Here is a 15,756-nt window from a genome sequence, read left to right as displayed (position 1 = left end):
TTCTCGCTCGGAGCCGGGTGAGAAGCGATATCCAAGCCAGGGCGCCGACGATCCGAGCACCGCGGCACCGGCTCCGCCCTCTGTTGGGTAGACCCGGAGGTGGGTCAACCGACTGTTACGCTCACCCCTTGGCGGGGCAGCCATTCAGTCCATCTCGATCGGCGCATCCCCTCGCAGGGAAGTGATACCGGCACCCAATCTAGTGGTTCGATGCCGACAACGCCGACCGAGTACGGGGCTCGACAGCTGTCCATGGGTTCTCGCGCCACTTCGCGCGTAGACAGTGTGCTTTCGAAGACCTCGGCCGCAACAGAAGACAGATCGGTCCTACGGATTCACGATCCGCCGTTCGAGCCGTGACGGGCGTTGTCGCCGGTCAGTGGCCTTGTGGGTCCGTGCGGGACAGCCGCACCGTGCCCACCGCGAAGATTGCCACGCAGACCACTGCGAAGTAGATCAGCGACCCGTTCTGCCCGCCGAACATGCTCTCGATCGTCGCCAACTGCCCCACCCCGAGCTCCCCGTTCTTGAACGGCGACAGCTGTTGCAGGGTCACGCCGAGATCCCCCGGGACGAAGGTCACGAAAACCTCCACTCCGAATTTCCACAGCAGCACGATCATGACCACCAGTCCCGGTTTCGGGACCAGTGCCGCCACTCCCAACCCGAGTGCGGAGATCAGCAGTGTGTAGACGGGAACCCCGATCAGCAGCTGGACCCCGTCACCCGAGAACACCTCGACCCGGCCCCAGATCTCGGGGAACAACTGCGGGAACGCCCACAGGACCAGGAAGGTGACGACGGCGGCGGTGACCGCGGCGATCACGCCGAAGACGATGAGTTTGGCGACCGGGAGGATCCATCGGCGGGTTTGGATTCCGAAAACCGTTTCGATCGTGTTGTCCTTGAACTCCGCGCACAGTGAGGACACCCCGCCCGCCATGAGGATGAAGGACGAGAACACGAGAATCCAGTAGGCGGCGTTGTCGGTGTCCATACCGCCGGCGCCGTTGAGGGCATTCGACTCCGTGGCCTTGGCGATACCGAAATTGAGGCCCAATGGGAGCACGACGGCGAGGGGGACCATTGCGTACCAGACTGGGCTGCGCCAGGAGAGTTTCGCGAGTTCGCTGCGGACGGCACGCACGAGATAGGCGGCGATCACCGGGCACCTCCGGTAGCGGCGTATTCGATGCTGTCCTTGCTGATTTCGATGTAGGCCGCTTCCAGCGGGCGTGGGCCGGAGCCTGCGGTCACCAGTTCGTCCTTACTCGTATCGGACAGCACTCTGCCCTTGCCCATGATGACCACGCGGGTGCCGGTGATCTCGACTTCGGTGAGGTTGTGGGAGGCCACGAGCAGGCATTTGCCTTCGGCGGCCAGGGCGAGGAGTAGCTCGCGCAGCCAGATGATGCCTTCGATGTCCAGGCCGTTGGCCGGTTCGTCGAGGACCAGGGTTTTCGGGTCGCCGAGCAGGGCGGAGGCGATGCCCAGGCGTTGCAGCATGCCGTAGGAGAATTTGCCGACGGGGCGTTTCGCGACCCGGCCGAGGCCGACACGGTCCAGTGCCGGGCCGATATTCGAGGCGGGGAGGCCGCCGAGGCGGGCTTGCCAGCGGAGATGTTGTTCGGCGGTGTGACCCGGGTTCCGGGCGAAAGCGCCGAGGCCGAATCCGATTTCGGTCGGGGTACAGCGAAAGTCGCGTAATCCGCTGCCGTTCACCGAGATCGTGCCGGAACCGGTGCGGGCCAGGCCGGCGATCATGCGCATCACGGTGGTTTTCCCGGCACCGTTCGGGCCGAGCAAATAGGTAATCGAGCCCGGCTCGGCCTCGAAAGTGACGTCGTCGACGGCGAGTTTCTCACCGAAGCGTTTGGAAACGCCCCGAACGCTGATCATAGGGATTCCTGGGTGACTGGTGCCGGAAACCGCCGGGAAATGAAGTCCCGGAGATTGTTTCGGAAATGGGTAACCACCCGGACGGAGCGGTCCCGGATCGAATGATCCACGGTCGCTCCGCCCGGGTGTGTCCGAACTCAGTAGCCGAAGGAGGGGTTACCCTGGCACTGCATTTCCTGGCAGGTGGCCTTCCAGTCGAACTTCCACAGGCCGCCCTCGCGGATGTAGTGGTAGAGGACGCTCTGTGCGGGGAACCCGGCCATCACGCCGTGCACGGTGACGGACATGGTGTTGCCGGAGATATCGACCGGTGCGATGGCACGACCCTGGATGGAGAAGAAGTCCATGGTCTTGCTGCCCTCCATGACCCGTTCGAGGGCGGGGCGGGCGGACGGCCCGTTGTAGCTCACTTCGATCTTGGGTTCCATGGCGATATTCGGGTTCCAGAACGCGGCGAACTGCTTCTCGATCTGCGCCAGGCTCGGGACCTCGTCGCGGACGTAGAGATCCGAGGTCTGGGAGGCCCGGATGGAGAAATCGGCCGATGCGGGGTGCGCCAGGCCGAATCCCATGAGCGCGGTGAGAATACAGACAGCGGCGATTCTGATGAATTTGGACATGACGGCCCCTTCTAAGACCAACCTGCGAAGCGATGCGACGGCGGCGGTGTTCGCGAGGACGCGTACCTCGTCCGCCGGCGCGGCCCGGGTGGGGGAACGCAGGGCGAAACCCACTCGGGTAATGCGAAACGCTAGCGATCGGCCTTAGGTTAGTCAATCCTAAGTTCTGGATCGGGGTTCAGACCACGACCGGGAGGGTGCGATGTCCATTGGTGACCAGGCTCGGGACATTGCCGAGGGCGGCGGGGTCGGCGGCCAGGCGCATCTCGGGGAAGCGCGCGAACAGGGCGGGCAGCGCGACCGCGGCCTCGAGCCGGGCCAGCGGGGCGCCGAGACAGTGGTGCACGCCGTGGCCGAAGGCCATGTGGTCCTTGGACTGCCGGGTCGGGTCGAAGGTGTCGGGGTGGTCGGGATGGACCCGCGGGTCACGGCCGGCGCCGGCCAGCCCGGCCAGGATGGCGTCGCCCTTGGTGATGCGGTAGCCGTCGGACAGATCGATGTCCTCCAGGGCGAAGCGCATCGGCATATGGGCGATCGGAGGTTCCCAGCGCAACGTCTCCTCGATGATCTCGGTCCAGTCGAGCTGCCCGTCGAGTGCGGCGATGCGGTGCTCCGGATGGGTGAGCAGGGCGTAGACGGCGTGATCGAGGAGATTGGCGGTGGTCTCGTGGCCGGCGACGATGATGAGCAGCAGGGTGTCGCCCAGCTCCTGCTCGCCGAGTTTCGAACCGTCCTCGTCGTGGGTCGTCATGAGGATGGTGGTGAGATCGTCACCGGGGTTGCGGCGCTTGTAGTTCAGCAGTTCGTGCAGGGTGGTGTAGAGGCCGGCGAAATTGGCCTGGGCCTGCTCGGGGGTGAGCGTGGTGTCGAGGGTGCCGCCGGCGTAGGTGCGCAGGGCGGCGGACAATTCGGCGGGCACGCCCATCAGTTCGCCGATCACCCGGATCGGGAGGGCGCAGGCGAAACGGTCGCGCAGGTCGACGGCCCGATCGGCCGGGGTGGTGGCGATATCGTCGAGCAGTTCGGCGGTGATCGCCTCGATCCGGGGCCGCAGCGACTGGGTCCGGCGGTGGGTGAAGGCCGGCGCCACCAGTTTCCGCAGCCGCCGGTGGTCGTCGCCGTAGGCGGTGAGCAGATTGGATACGGCGACCCACGGCCACATCACCCAGTCCTGCGGGATCTCGCCGGTATGCATGGCGGGCCAGTGCCGGTGAGCGTCCTTGGAGACCCGGGGATCGGTGAACAACTTCTCCAGCAGCTCGGCGTCGATCACCGACCAGGCGGGCACGCCGCCGGGGAGTTCGATCCGGGCCATCCGGCCGCGGGTACGGATCCGGTGGATCTCGGTGTGGAAATCGGCGCCTGCGGGGTCGAGGACCAGCGGTTCGGTCTGCGACTGCTCCTGGGTCATCGGGGTGCTCCTGTCATCAGCGGGGTCAGGGGAGCGGACGGGGGGAACTGCACCGGGAGCTCGCTCAGGGCGTGGTGGAACAGTCCGGGGCGCCAGGTGAGCTCCTCGGCGGGGATCACGAGCTCGATCTCCGGCAGGGCGTCGAGCAACTGGTCCACCGCCTCACCGGCGATGATGCGCGCGATGTTTTCGGCCATGCAGGCGTGACTGCCCTGGCCCCACGCGAGATGGGAGCGGTTGCCGATCCGTTCGCCGCCACCGATCTTCGGGTCGGTGTTACAGGCGGCGATGCTGATCACCACCGGCTGATCGGCCGGCAGCCAGGTGTTTCCGATGAGGATCGGCTGGCGCGGGTAGGAGGTGCAGAAGTTCGGCAGCGGCGGATCGGTGAACAGCACCTCGTCGATCGCGTCGCGGGTCGACAGCGAACCGCCGAGCATATGGCTGCCGAACCGTTCGTCGATGAGCATGAGCCGCAGGGTGGTGGTGATCAGTGAGGTGGTCGGCTCGGTACCGGCGGCGTACACCAGGGCCGCCTGCTGCACCATCTCCATATCGTCGAGCCGGGATTCGTGCTGCATCATGTACGAGGTCACATCGTGGGCCGGGCAGGTGCGTTTCTGTCCGACGACCTCCATCAGCGCCCCGGCGAAACGCGTATTGCCCTCGGCGGCGCTCTCCGCGGAGGTGGCGTCCAGAATCGCGGCCATACCCTCGAACGCGGTATGCCCGGCTTCCGGTGACAGGCCCATCAGTTCGGTCAGCGTGGCGAAGGTCAGCGGGAACGCGTACTCGGTGCGCAGGTCCGCGGTGCCGGTCTCGCAGAAGTCGTTGATCAACGGGATCGCCAGCCGTTCGATGGTGGCGCGCAATTGATGCAGATCCACCGCCTCGAGACCCGCGACGATGGGCGAACGCAGGCGGAGATGCTCGTCACCGGCCGAACGCAGGGCATTGGGCCGGTACTCCATCATCGGCAGCAGCGGGCAATCCGGTGGTACGGTCTCCTGCCAGCGGCGCGGGTCGGCCGGGAAATGCTCGGGGTCGTGCAGGATGCGCAGTGCGTGGCGATATCCGACGACGAGCGTCGCCGGGACATCCGGGGCCAGATCTACCGGAACCAGCGCGCCGTACCGGCGCCGCATCTCTCGATAGGCGGCGGCGGGGTCGGCGGCGAACTCGGGGGTGTAGAGCGGCACGCGCTCGCCATCGGGTGCCAGCGGCGACCCCTGGGTGGCCGGACGCGTGGACGGAATCGACATGGTCTCGTACTCCAAAGCGGATCGATGGTTCGGTCGGAGGCCCCGATCACGGATGGTCCCGGCGCGCGGCAGCGCGGCGACGGCCGCGGGCGCCCGGGGCGGGTACTTTCGCGTGCAGTTCCCGAGTCGGAACGAGCACGGGGCGATCCGGGTGATGACGTACGGTGCCGGAGGCGAGACCGTCTCGTCACCGGGAATTCGGGCCGGGGCACCGCGCGGTGGTGCCGCCGGCCGTCGATAATCGAGAGCGGCCCGGCCGGGCGGGCGGGGTGTGCCGAGTCGGCGCGACCTTTCGCGAACGGCGGACCGGATGCCGCGGGGCGGAAGCCCGGCGGCAGGTGTATGGAGCCGGCGAGGTGCGATGGGTACACCCGCCGCACCGGCGGATGTCCGCTACGCGGGAATCGGGCTGCCGGCCGAAGAGTGGGCGTTCGCGGATCGAGATGGCGCGCAGGCGGTCGCGGGGACGGGTGGGACCGGGCGGCGGCGGTGGCACGGCGCGCTCCGGCACAACGAATCCCTCCCGCTTCGTCAGATCACAATCGTCGTGAATTGTAGTCCAGCACTAGGCATTACGTGCGGCGAGCGGAGCCCTGCAGGTCATCGTACCGGCGGTGAGGTGACTCGCATTCGTTTCGGATACCGGGTGGCCGATGGCCACCCGGCCGTTCCTGCTTCGCAGGCTGCCCTGCAACCCTCATCGGGAACGGCCGGGTGGCGCCGTGCGGTTGGACGGGCCGCACGGGGTCTCGGGCGGAGAGTGTCAACGACTGTTGTTCAAGTAGTTGCGCCACCCTCCGTATTCGGTGATATCCGTTGCGTCGCGGGCGGATTCGTAGTCGCAGGCGAAGCCGGTGACCCAGCGTCCGTCGTCCAGTTCCACCTTTCCCAGTGTCATCGGCGCCGGCAGATCGCTCAGGAAGGTGCCCAGGGCCGCCGGGGAGAGCCGGTACAGTTCGCCGGGCAGCGCCCGGCCGGCGTCCGCACCGACCCGGAGCATGCCGGGTTTGGGTGGTTCGGCGGGCAGTGCGACCATGCGGTACGCCGCCGAGGTGACCACCTCGCCGAGGAACCGCGCCTTCGCCTGTTCCAACTGGTGATGTAGGGGCAGGCCGCGCAGATGGGCGCCGACGACCAGGAGGTCGGTGCCGGTCCCGGTGAGCAGCGGGGCGGGCGTGTCCAGCAGCCGGGCGGCCAGATCGATGCCCACCTGGTCGGCGAACGCCGGAGTAACCAGCATGACGCCGAACGGATCGCCCGTCGCGGTCTCCTCGCCCGGTACCGCGACCGCGGCCAGGTCGAGAAGGTTGCAGAAATTGGTGAAGGTGCCCATCCGGCTGTTGATCGCCACCGGTTCGGCGGTGACCGCGGCGAGGGTCGGATGCTCGGTGGTGGTGGGCAGGAGCAGGGCGGGGTATTCGGCGAACAGCCGGCGCGCGGCGGCGGCCGCGACAGCGAGACGGCCGAGGTCGGTGACGTATTCGTGGGCGGCGGGCCGCGCCGCGCCCGCGACGATCCGCGCGACCACCGGATCGGCGCCCTCCGGTTCCCCGGCGAGGACTTCGCCCATCGCGGCGTAGCGCTGGGCCACGATGGCACCGTCGTAGAGGAGTGTCGCGGCATCGAGCAGTTCGCCGATATCGACCGTGGCGACCTCCCCGCCGCCGGCCCGCCAGCGCGCGACGGTGGCGTCGAAGGCGGCACGGTAGGCGGGGGAGAGGGCGGTCAGGTTGTGGTCGTCGGGGACCGCGAGGGTGGTCGGGGCGGGCGTGCCCAGGGGAGTGTCGGTCGGCCAGGTGCGGGAACGGGGGTCGGCGGGGTCGGGGCCGATCATGGCGGCGGTCACCTCGGTGGCGAGCGCCAGATCGCGGGCGAAAACGGTGACCGCGTCGTAGTCGGGGCAGGCCGGGGCGACACCGGTGGTGGAGACCAGCCCGAGGGTCGGTTTGATGCCCACGACCCCGTTGAGCGCGGCCGGTACCCGGCCCGACCCCGCGGTATCGGTGCCCAGTGCCGCGTCGACCATGCCGAGTGCGACGGCGACGGCCGAGCCGGAGCTGCTGCCGCCGGAGACACGGTCGGGGAACAGGGCGTTGCGGACCGCGCCGTACGGGCTGCGGGTACCCACCAGCCCGGTGGCGAACTGGTCGAGATTGGTCTTGCCGACGACGAGCGCGCCCTTATCGATCAGCCGGGCCACAGCGGGAGCAGTGTGCTGCGGCGTCCTACCGAAACCCGGGCAGGCGCAGGTGGTGGGTATTCCGGCGACGTCGATATTGTCCTTGACCGCGAGCAGCATCCCGGCCAGCGGCAACCGCTCGCCCCGCGCGAGCCGGGTATCGAGCGCGGCGGCCTCGGTCGCGACCTCGGCCTCGGTGCGCAATGTGATCCAGATTTCGGGGCGATCGTGTTCGCGGATCATCCGGTAGGCACGGGCGACCTTGTCGGTGACGCGCACCGGCGTATCCATCGCCGGTTCCGCCAGCGGTAGTTGCTCCATTGTCATGCCGCTCCTTCGGTATCGATGGCGACCAGAGGGGCGCCGGTGGTGACCTGGTCGCCTGCCGCGACCGTGATCGTGTGCACGGTGCCGGAGACCTCCGCGACCACGGGCAGCTCCATCTTCATGGCCTCCAGCACGAGCAGGGTGGTGCCGGCCTCGACGTACTCGCCCGCGGCCACCTCGACCCGCCAGACATTGGCCATCATGGGCGCCGCCGCGATATGGGCGCCCGCGGGTAGGTCGAGATTCTCGGCGGGTTCGGGTTCGACGGCGAGATCGGCCCGGTCGCTCAGTTCGCCGCTGGCTTCCCAGCGCTGCCGTTCGGCGGTGAACGCGGCCTGCCGGTGTTTCTCGGTGGCGGCGATATCGGTCGCGTTTTCACGCAGGAACTCGAGATGGTCGGCCATGGCAAATTCCCCGATGCTCGTGCGCATCTCGTAACGGCCCGCCGCCATATCGGCGCGCAGGTCCAGCAGTTCCCCGGCCGCGACCGGATACCAGCTGATCCGGTCGAAGAATCGGAACAGCCACGGCTTGCCGATCTCGAAGGGAGCCCGCTGGCGGTACCCCGACCAGATCGGGACGGTGCGGCCGACGAGTTGGTAGCCGCCGGGGGATTCCATACCGTAGACGCAGAGGTACTTGCCGCCGATACCCACCGCGTCGGACGGGGTCCAGGTGCGGGCGGGGTTGTATTTGGTGGTCACCAGACGGTGGCGGGGGTCGAGCGGGACGGCCAGCGGCGCGCCGAGGTAGACGTCGCCGAGACCGAGCACCATGTACTGGGCGTCGAAGACGATATCGCGCACCTCGTCGATACTGTCCAGCCCGTTGATCCGGCGGATGAACTCGATATTGGACGGCAGCCAGGGGGCTTCGGCGCGGACACCGCGACCGTAGCGTTCGATGGCCTGCCCGATGGTGGGGTCGTCGAAGGACAGTGGGAGTTCGATATGGCGGCTCGGGACCCGCAGATCGGCGGTATCGGGGATATCGTCCTCGAATTCACCGAGCAGCCGGACCACCGTACGCTGATCGATGACATCCGGGTCGAAGTGCAGGTGCAAGGAGCGCACCCCGGGGGTGATATCGATCAGGCCGGGGATGGACGCCTGTTCGAGGCGTTCGCTCAGGGCGTGTACCCGCATCCGCAGCCCGAGATCGAGTTCCCTCGGGCCGTACTCGATCAGCACATTGTCGTCGCCGCCGCGCAGGTATCTCACCTCGGGCGTGCCGCTTCCGGCGTCGCGGCGGCCCAGGACGCCGCTGTCCCGCTCCCGGGAACCGAGGAGTTCGGGAGTGGGAAGGCTCCGGCCGCGCAGGGCCGGCGCGGAGCGGAAAGCTCCGGTGCGGTCGTCGGCGACCGGGACGAAACGCACTCGGTCGCCGGGGCGCATCTGGCCGAGTTTCCAGCGGTGCGCGGAGATCACGGTGAGCGGGCAGGCGAAACCGCCCAGGCTGGGACCGTCCGGGCCGAGCAGGATCGGGGTGTCACCGGAGAGATTGAGCGCACCGACGCTGTACGGGCAGTCGTGCAGATTCGAGGGGTGCAGGCCGGCGTCGCCGCCGTCGGTCCGCGACCAGGTCGGTTTGGGGCCGGCCAGGCGCAGACCGGTGCGGTTGGCGTGGGCCTGTACCTGCCAGGTGGCGTCGTAGAACTGGTCGATATCGGCGGGGGTGAAGTAGTCGGGGGCGGGCTGGGGCCCCTCGCCGACACCGACGTACCAGATGTGGCCGAATTCGGGGCGTTCGCCGGCCGGGATCGGCGTGGGCTCCAACAGGCCGCCGGCGTCGGGTTTGAGGCCGAGGATATCGCCTCCTGCCACGGCGCGGCCGGTGATACCGCCGAACCCGCCGAGGGTGAAGGTCGCGGCGCTGCCGTGATAGTCGGGGGCGAGGATGCCGCCGCGGACGGCGAGGTAGGTGCGCAGGCCGGTGTCGTGGGGCGCGCCGATATCGAGGACCGAACCGGCGGGGACGGTGACCGGCTCCCACATGGGGACCGGCCGATCGTCCACGGTGACGGGGGCTTCGGCGCCGGTCACGCAGACGACGGTGGTGTCGGTGCAACGGATCCGCGGACCCAGCAGCGTGGCCTCCAGTCCGTTCTCGCCCAGCGAGTTCCCGACTGCGTGGTTGGCGAGCTGGAAGGACAGATCGTCGAAGGCGCCCGACGGCGGGATACCGACATTCCAGAGTCCGAGGCGGCCGGGGAAGTCCTGGATGGTGGTGGAGACACCGGCGCGCAGGATCTCCAGGCGGGGGCGGATCGTGGCCAGGCTGCCGAGGGTCGCGGTGGTGTGCCGGGCGTCGAGCATGGGGGAACTGGTGGCGGCGGCACGCAGCTGCGGCAGGTTGGTGGTGATACCGAACATGCGGGTCTCGTCGAGTGCGGCGCGTAGACGGTGCAGGGCCTCGGGGCGGCTCTCCCCGGTGGTGATGATCTTGGCGATCAGCGGGTCGTAATAGGGGCTGATCTCGGTACCGGTCTCGACCCAGGTCTCTACCCGGGCCGCCGCGGCGGGGATCTCCACACCGGTGAGGGTGCCCGCGCCGGGCCGGTAGTCATTGCCGGGGTCCTCGGCATAGACGCGTGCCTCCACCGCGTATCCGGTGATCGGCGGGCCGGAATCGGGGATCTCGTCGAGGAACGCGGCGTCACCACCGGCCAGGCGCAGCATCCACTCGACGATGTCCACACCGGTCACGGCCTCGGTGACCGGATGCTCCACCTGCAACCGGGTGTTCACCTCGAGGAACGAGGCCTCCCCGCGGTCGACGTCGTAGATGAACTCGACCGTCCCGGCGGAACGATAACCGACGTCACCGAGCAGTTTCCGGCTCGACTCGAGGAGTTGTTCGCTCACGGTATACGGGAGACCGGGGGCGGGTGCCTCCTCGATGACCTTCTGGTTGCGCCGCTGCAGACTACAGTCGCGGGTGCCCAGGGAGACGGCCCGACCGCGGCCGTCACCGAAGATCTGTACCTCCACATGGCGGGCGCGGGCGACGAACCGTTCCAGGTACACCGCGGAGGAGCCGAAGTTGTTCTGTGCCAGGCGGATCACCCGCAGGTAGGCGTCGGTGAGTTCGCGGGGCCCCGCGCATGCGGCCATCCCGATACCGCCGCCGCCCCCGGCCGCCTTGAGCATCACCGGGTATCCGATCCGCTCGGCCTCCGCCAGTGCTTCGTCGAGCCCGGTGAGCAGACCGCTCCCGGCGACCAGTGGCACACCCGCCGCCGACGCGGCCCGGCGGGCACTGTGCTTGTCGCCGAACAGCCGCAGGTGCTCGGCGGCCGGCCCCACGAACGCGATCCCTGCGGCCTCCACTTCCGCCGCGAAACCCGCGTTCTCGGAAAGGAACCCGTAGCCGGGGTGGACGGCGGTGGCGCCGGTGGACAATGCCGCCTCGATCACCGCGTCCGCCCGCAGATACGACTCGGCGGCCGGGGCGGGGCCGAGCCGGACCGCGCGATCGGCCATCCGCACATGCCGCGCACCCTCGTCGGCGTCGGAGAACACCGCGACCGTCTCGATCCCCAGCCGCCGGGCGGTGCGCAGGATGCGGCAGGCGATCTCACCGCGGTTGGCGATCAGCAGGCATTCGGGCAGCGGCGTATGCAGCGGTGTATACAACTGCGGGGCGGTCTCGGTCACGGTCGATCCTCTCGGCGTGGACAGTGCGGCTACCGGAGTAGCCGGGAATATCAGGTCTTGGTAGCGCGGGCCATCCGGGTCAGCTGGAGCACCTGACCGGCGCGGTCGGCCACCACGCGGCGGGACTGGTCGATATGGGCGAGGAGCTGCGCGCGGGCGCCGGTGATATCACGGTCGAGGACGGCCTCGCCGATGGCGATGTGTTCCTCGATGGTCGCGAGCATGCGGTCGGGGGTCAGGTAGTCGAACATCCGGACAGGGCGTATCCGGGCGTTCACGGTTTTCAGGGCATCGGTGAGGGCGTGGTTGCCGGAGGAGTCGAGCAGGACGGTGTGGAACTGTTCGTCGGCGGCCACGAAACCGGCATCCGGGTCCGGGGGCGCGGTACGGAAGGCGCGCCAGCGGTCGATCTCGGGCCCGAGGACGGCCCGGTCGTGGCCGAGCTCCGGATCGTCGAGGACGCGGGCGATGCCCTGCACCTCCAGGGTGATCCGCAGCTCGTAGTAGTCGCCCAGGGTGTCCAGGCGCGGCCGGTAGGGGAACAGTCCGGCGTCGTGGCGCTCCACCAGACCGTCGGCCTGCAACCGGGCCAGCGCCTCGCGGACCGGAGTGCGCGAGACACCGTAGCGTTCGGCCAGCCGTTCCTCGCCGAGCCGTTCCTCCGACCCCAGCACACCGGACATGAGTTCGTCGCGCAGCGACTTGTACACGGCATCGCTGCGTGATTCGCGTTTACCTCGTGGTTCGATCACGACGCGCAGCCTAGAGAGTCATGGCGGCGCGAACGGTTTCCACTGCTCCGGCACCGCCCTCCCCGGTAGAGGTGACCCGGCCGCTCTCCAGCACGTAGTACCGGCTCGCGGCCCGCAGCGCGAAACCGATGTGCTGTTCCACCAGCAGCACCCCGAGCCCGCCGCGGGTCACCAGTTCGGTGATGGTGTTCTCGATCTCGGCGACCACCGACGGCTGGATGCCCTCGGTGGGTTCGTCGAGGATCAGCATGCGCGGTGCGGTGATCAATGCCCGCGCGATCGCCAGCTGCTGGCGCTGCCCACCGGAGAGCAGCCCGGCCCGGCGGTCGAGCAACTCCTTCAACGCGGGGAACAGATCCAGCTGTTCGTCGATCAGTGCCCGGCCGCGTTTGCGGCCGTCCGCCACCACTCGCAGGTTCTCGGCGGTGGTGAGATGACCGAAGCACTGCTGTCCCTGCGGGACATAGGCCAGTCCGCGTTTGACCCGGGCGCTCGGCCGCAACCCGGTGATATCGGCCCCGTCGAATTGGATCCTGCCCCGGTGGGTACGCACCAGACCGACCGCCGCGCGCAACAGGGTGGTTTTACCGGCGCCGTTGTGGCCCATAATTGCGGCCACACCGTCGGCCGGTACCTCGATCCCGGCCCCGTGCACGACCTCGGTGCGGCCGTAACCAGCATGAACATCGATGAGTTCCAGCATCGCGGTCACCCTTCGTTCTCGTCGGCGATACGCGGCGAGCCCGCGCGGTCACGGGAGGTGATCGCCCCGCGGTGACCGTTCGACGCGGGCGATGCCCCGGCGTGGTCACGTCGTGCCGCGGCCGCCGGATCCGGTTCGCCCACGCCGTCCTGCTCGGCGGCCGCCGCAGTTCCCAGATACGCCTCTTGGACGGCCGGATCGGCCTGCACCTCGGCCACCGTTCCCTCGGCGAGGACCGCGCCGCGAGCCAGCACCGTCACCGAGGTGGCGAAACTGCGCATGAAGTCCATATCGTGTTCGACCACCACGACCGTGCGTTCGCCGCCGATGCGGCGCAGCAGGTTCCCGGTTTCTTCCCGTTCCTCCTGGCTCATCCCGGCGACCGGTTCGTCCAGAAGCAGTACCGAGGCATCCTGTACCAGGAGCATGCCGATCTCGAGCCACTGTTTCTGGCCGTGGGCGAGCGTCCCGGCGGGTCGGTCGCGCAGCGCGGTGAGACCGATGGTCTCCAGAGCTTGTTCGATCGACGCGGAGGCCGCGGCCGGCCGGCGCCGCAGCATGGTCCACAGCGATCGTCCGGCGCCCGCGGCGATATCGAGGTTCTGCAATACCGACAGTTCCTCGAATACGCTCGCGGTCTGGAAGGTGCGGCCCACGCCCAGCCGGGCGATCCGGTGCACCTTCTTGCCGAGCAGCTCGACCCCGGATTTCTGCACCGACCCGGTGGCCGGGACCAGACCGGTGATCGCGTCGATCATGGTCGTCTTCCCGGCGCCGTTGGGGCCGATGAGGAAACGGAGATCACCCTGGAAGAGCGTCAGGTCCACATTCGACACCGCCTTGAACCCGTCGAATTCGACGCTCAGCCCGCGGACCTCGAGGTAATCGCTGTGCATACCGGCGTTTCCGCCGGTCACCGGAGCTTTCACGGCGGTTGTCTCGGTCATGATGACACTCCTACCGGGGTAGCGGGTGCGGGATCCGGTATCGGAGTGGGCGGCGGATCCTCCTGCTCGTGGCCACGGCGTTTCCGCCGCAGCAGGGTCACCAGGCCCGCCAGACCGGCCGGGAAGAAACCGACCACAACGATGAAGAGGATGCCCTGCGCGTACACCCAGCCGGAGGGGAAGTTCTCCGACAGGCCGGTCTGGGCCCAGGCCACCGCGATCGCGCCGAGTACCGGGCCGAGCAGGGTGGTGCGTCCGCCGATGGCGACACCGGTCAGGAACGCGATGGAGGGCACGATCCCGATATCGGCGGGGGAGATGATCCCGACGATCGGCACGAACAGCGCGCCGGCGATCCCGGCGAACAGCGCCGCCACCGCGTAGGCGACCACCTTCACATTGGCCGGGTCGTAGCCGAGGAAGCGCACGCGCTCCTCCTGATCACGCACCGCGACCAGCAGTTCGCCGTACCGGCTGCACATCAGCTGCCGGGTCGCCGCGACGATCACCAGCAGGGTGGCGGCCGCGATGAAGAACAGCAGCCGCCGGTTCACCGGGTCGTTGAGCGCCAGCCCGAAGAAACTGCGGAACCGGTTGAGACCGTTGCTGCCGCCGGTGGACTGCTGACCCACCAGCAGGATGGCGAAGGCCGCGGCCAGCGCCTGCGACAGGATCGCGAAATAGGCGCCCTTGACCTTGCGTTTGAATACGCCCAGTCCCAGCAGCACCGCGACCAGCGGCGGCACGATCAGAATGCCGAGGACCGTCAGTACCGGCGAGGCGAACGGCACCCAATAACCGGGTAGCTCACGAATACCGGCGATCTGCATGAAATCCGGAACATCGTCACCGCGCAGCTGCGCGTCGGAGATCTTGAGATGCATCGCCATGATGTAAGCGCCGAGGCCGAAGAACACGCCCTGTCCGAGTGTGAGCATGCCACCCCGGCCCCACGCCAATCCGATACCCACCGCGACGATGCCGAAGCACAGGAACTTGCCGAGCAGGTTGAGCCGGAAGTCCGAGAGCACCGCGGGCGCCACCGCGAACAGCAGCACGGCGGCGACCGCGAAGCCCGAATAGACCTTCCAGCGGGTGGTCAGGAATTCCCTCATACCAGACTCCTCGACCGGATCGTGAACAATCCTTGTGGGCGGACCTGCAGAAAGACCACGATGACGACGAATACGATCACCTTCGCGACCGAGGCCGTGGTGCTGTATTCGATGAACGAATTCAACAGTCCGAGCGCCACCGCGGCCAGGACCGCGCCGCGGATCTGCCCGAGACCGCCGATGACGACCACCAGGAAGGCGTCCACCAGATAGGTGGTGCCGGTATTGGAACTGGTGGAGCCGATCAGCGTCAGCGCCACACCCGCCACCCCGGCGAGCCCGGACCCGATGAAGAACGTCGTGATATCGGTGCCGCGGCTGGAGATCCCGCTGGTTTCGGCGAGATCACGATGCTGCACCACGGCCCGGATGCGCCGGCCCATCGCGGTGTATTTCATCGTCACCGCGACAGCCGTAACGCACAGCACCGCGAGCAGCATGATGAAGATCCGGGTCCTGGGCACCACCGCGCCCAGGATCTCCACCCCGCCACCGAGCCATTCCGGGGTCACCACGCGAACCGCGGGCGCGCCGAAGATGTCCCGGGCCGCCTGCTGCAGGATCAAACCGACGCCGAAGGTCACCAGCAGGGTGTCCAGTGGTCTGTCGTACATCCGCTTGATCAGCGTCACCTCGAGGGCGACACCCATGAGACCGCCGACTCCGAATCCGATGAGCAGCGAGACGATCAGCGAGACCTCGGCGTTCGCCACCAGGTACTCCTGCACCGTGTAGGCGGTGTAGGAGCCGGCCATGATGAACGCGCCGTGGGCCATATTGATCACGCCCATCTGACCGAAGGTCAGCGAAAGCCCCAGGGCCGCCAGCAGCAGGATGGAGCCCAGGCTCAAGCCGGTGAACAGCTGCCCGACCAGTGCTTCCACG

Annotated in this window: 12 protein-coding genes; all 12 read right to left on the bottom strand. The window is 68.2% G+C overall.

Going from position 1 to position 15,756, the window contains the following annotated elements:
• Positions 1–376: 376 nt before the first annotated feature.
• Positions 377–1,165: an ABC transporter permease gene (locus NGR01S_RS26265; RefSeq protein ID WP_245664788.1), complete on the bottom strand. Its 789-nt coding sequence runs from the start codon at positions 1,163–1,165 to the stop codon at positions 377–379.
• Positions 1,162–1,899, bottom strand: a complete 738-nt coding sequence (locus NGR01S_RS26260; protein ID WP_063041390.1) for an ABC transporter ATP-binding protein — start codon at positions 1,897–1,899, stop codon at positions 1,162–1,164. Before NGR01S_RS26260 ends, NGR01S_RS26265 begins: the two co-directional genes overlap by 4 nt.
• 137 nt (positions 1,900–2,036) lie before the next feature.
• Positions 2,037–2,519, bottom strand: coding sequence for an MTB12 C-terminal domain-containing protein (locus tag NGR01S_RS26255; RefSeq protein WP_063041550.1), 483 nt, complete (start codon positions 2,517–2,519; stop codon positions 2,037–2,039).
• Positions 2,520–2,697: 178 nt separating this feature from the next.
• Positions 2,698–3,930 carry a cytochrome P450 family protein gene (locus NGR01S_RS26250; RefSeq protein ID WP_063041388.1) on the bottom strand — a complete coding sequence of 411 codons (1,233 nt, stop codon included), beginning with the start codon at positions 3,928–3,930 and terminating at the stop codon, positions 2,698–2,700.
• Complete coding sequence (locus tag NGR01S_RS26245) at positions 3,927–5,192, bottom strand: cytochrome P450 family protein (protein ID WP_063041548.1); 1,266 nt, start codon at positions 5,190–5,192, stop codon at positions 3,927–3,929. The genes NGR01S_RS26250 and NGR01S_RS26245 overlap by 4 nt, the downstream gene beginning before the upstream one ends.
• Positions 5,193–5,955: 763 nt before the next feature.
• A complete protein-coding gene (gene atzF / locus NGR01S_RS26235; RefSeq protein ID WP_084481726.1) occupies positions 5,956–7,698 on the bottom strand; it encodes an allophanate hydrolase in 1,743 nt (580 codons plus the stop codon).
• Positions 7,695–11,354: an urea carboxylase gene (gene uca / locus NGR01S_RS26230; RefSeq protein WP_245664787.1), complete on the bottom strand. Its 3,660-nt coding sequence runs from the start codon at positions 11,352–11,354 to the stop codon at positions 7,695–7,697. The genes atzF and uca overlap by 4 nt, the downstream gene beginning before the upstream one ends.
• A 50-nt stretch (positions 11,355–11,404) precedes the next feature.
• Positions 11,405–12,106: a GntR family transcriptional regulator gene (locus NGR01S_RS26225; RefSeq protein WP_281179805.1), complete on the bottom strand. Its 702-nt coding sequence runs from the start codon at positions 12,104–12,106 to the stop codon at positions 11,405–11,407.
• A 10-nt stretch (positions 12,107–12,116) separates the two neighbouring features.
• A complete protein-coding gene (gene urtE, locus NGR01S_RS26220) occupies positions 12,117–12,809 on the bottom strand; it encodes an urea ABC transporter ATP-binding subunit UrtE (RefSeq protein ID WP_063041539.1) in 693 nt (230 codons plus the stop codon).
• 5 nt (positions 12,810–12,814) lie between these two features.
• Positions 12,815–13,756: an urea ABC transporter ATP-binding protein UrtD gene (gene urtD, locus NGR01S_RS26215; RefSeq protein WP_084481725.1), complete on the bottom strand. Its 942-nt coding sequence runs from the start codon at positions 13,754–13,756 to the stop codon at positions 12,815–12,817.
• Positions 13,753–14,871, bottom strand: a complete 1,119-nt coding sequence (gene urtC, locus NGR01S_RS26210) for an urea ABC transporter permease subunit UrtC (RefSeq protein WP_063041384.1) — start codon at positions 14,869–14,871, stop codon at positions 13,753–13,755. The genes urtD and urtC overlap by 4 nt, the downstream gene beginning before the upstream one ends.
• Positions 14,868–15,755: an urea ABC transporter permease subunit UrtB gene (gene urtB, locus NGR01S_RS26205; protein WP_063041382.1), complete on the bottom strand. Its 888-nt coding sequence runs from the start codon at positions 15,753–15,755 to the stop codon at positions 14,868–14,870. The genes urtC and urtB overlap by 4 nt, the downstream gene beginning before the upstream one ends.
• Between the last annotated feature and the right edge of the window lies 1 nt (position 15,756).

It is taken from the genome of Nocardia grenadensis NBRC 108939, from assembly GCF_001613445.1.
In the GTDB taxonomy this organism is placed as follows: Bacteria; Actinomycetota; Actinomycetes; order Mycobacteriales; family Mycobacteriaceae; genus Nocardia; species Nocardia grenadensis.
This window is presented reverse-complemented; position numbering and strand designations above follow the sequence as displayed.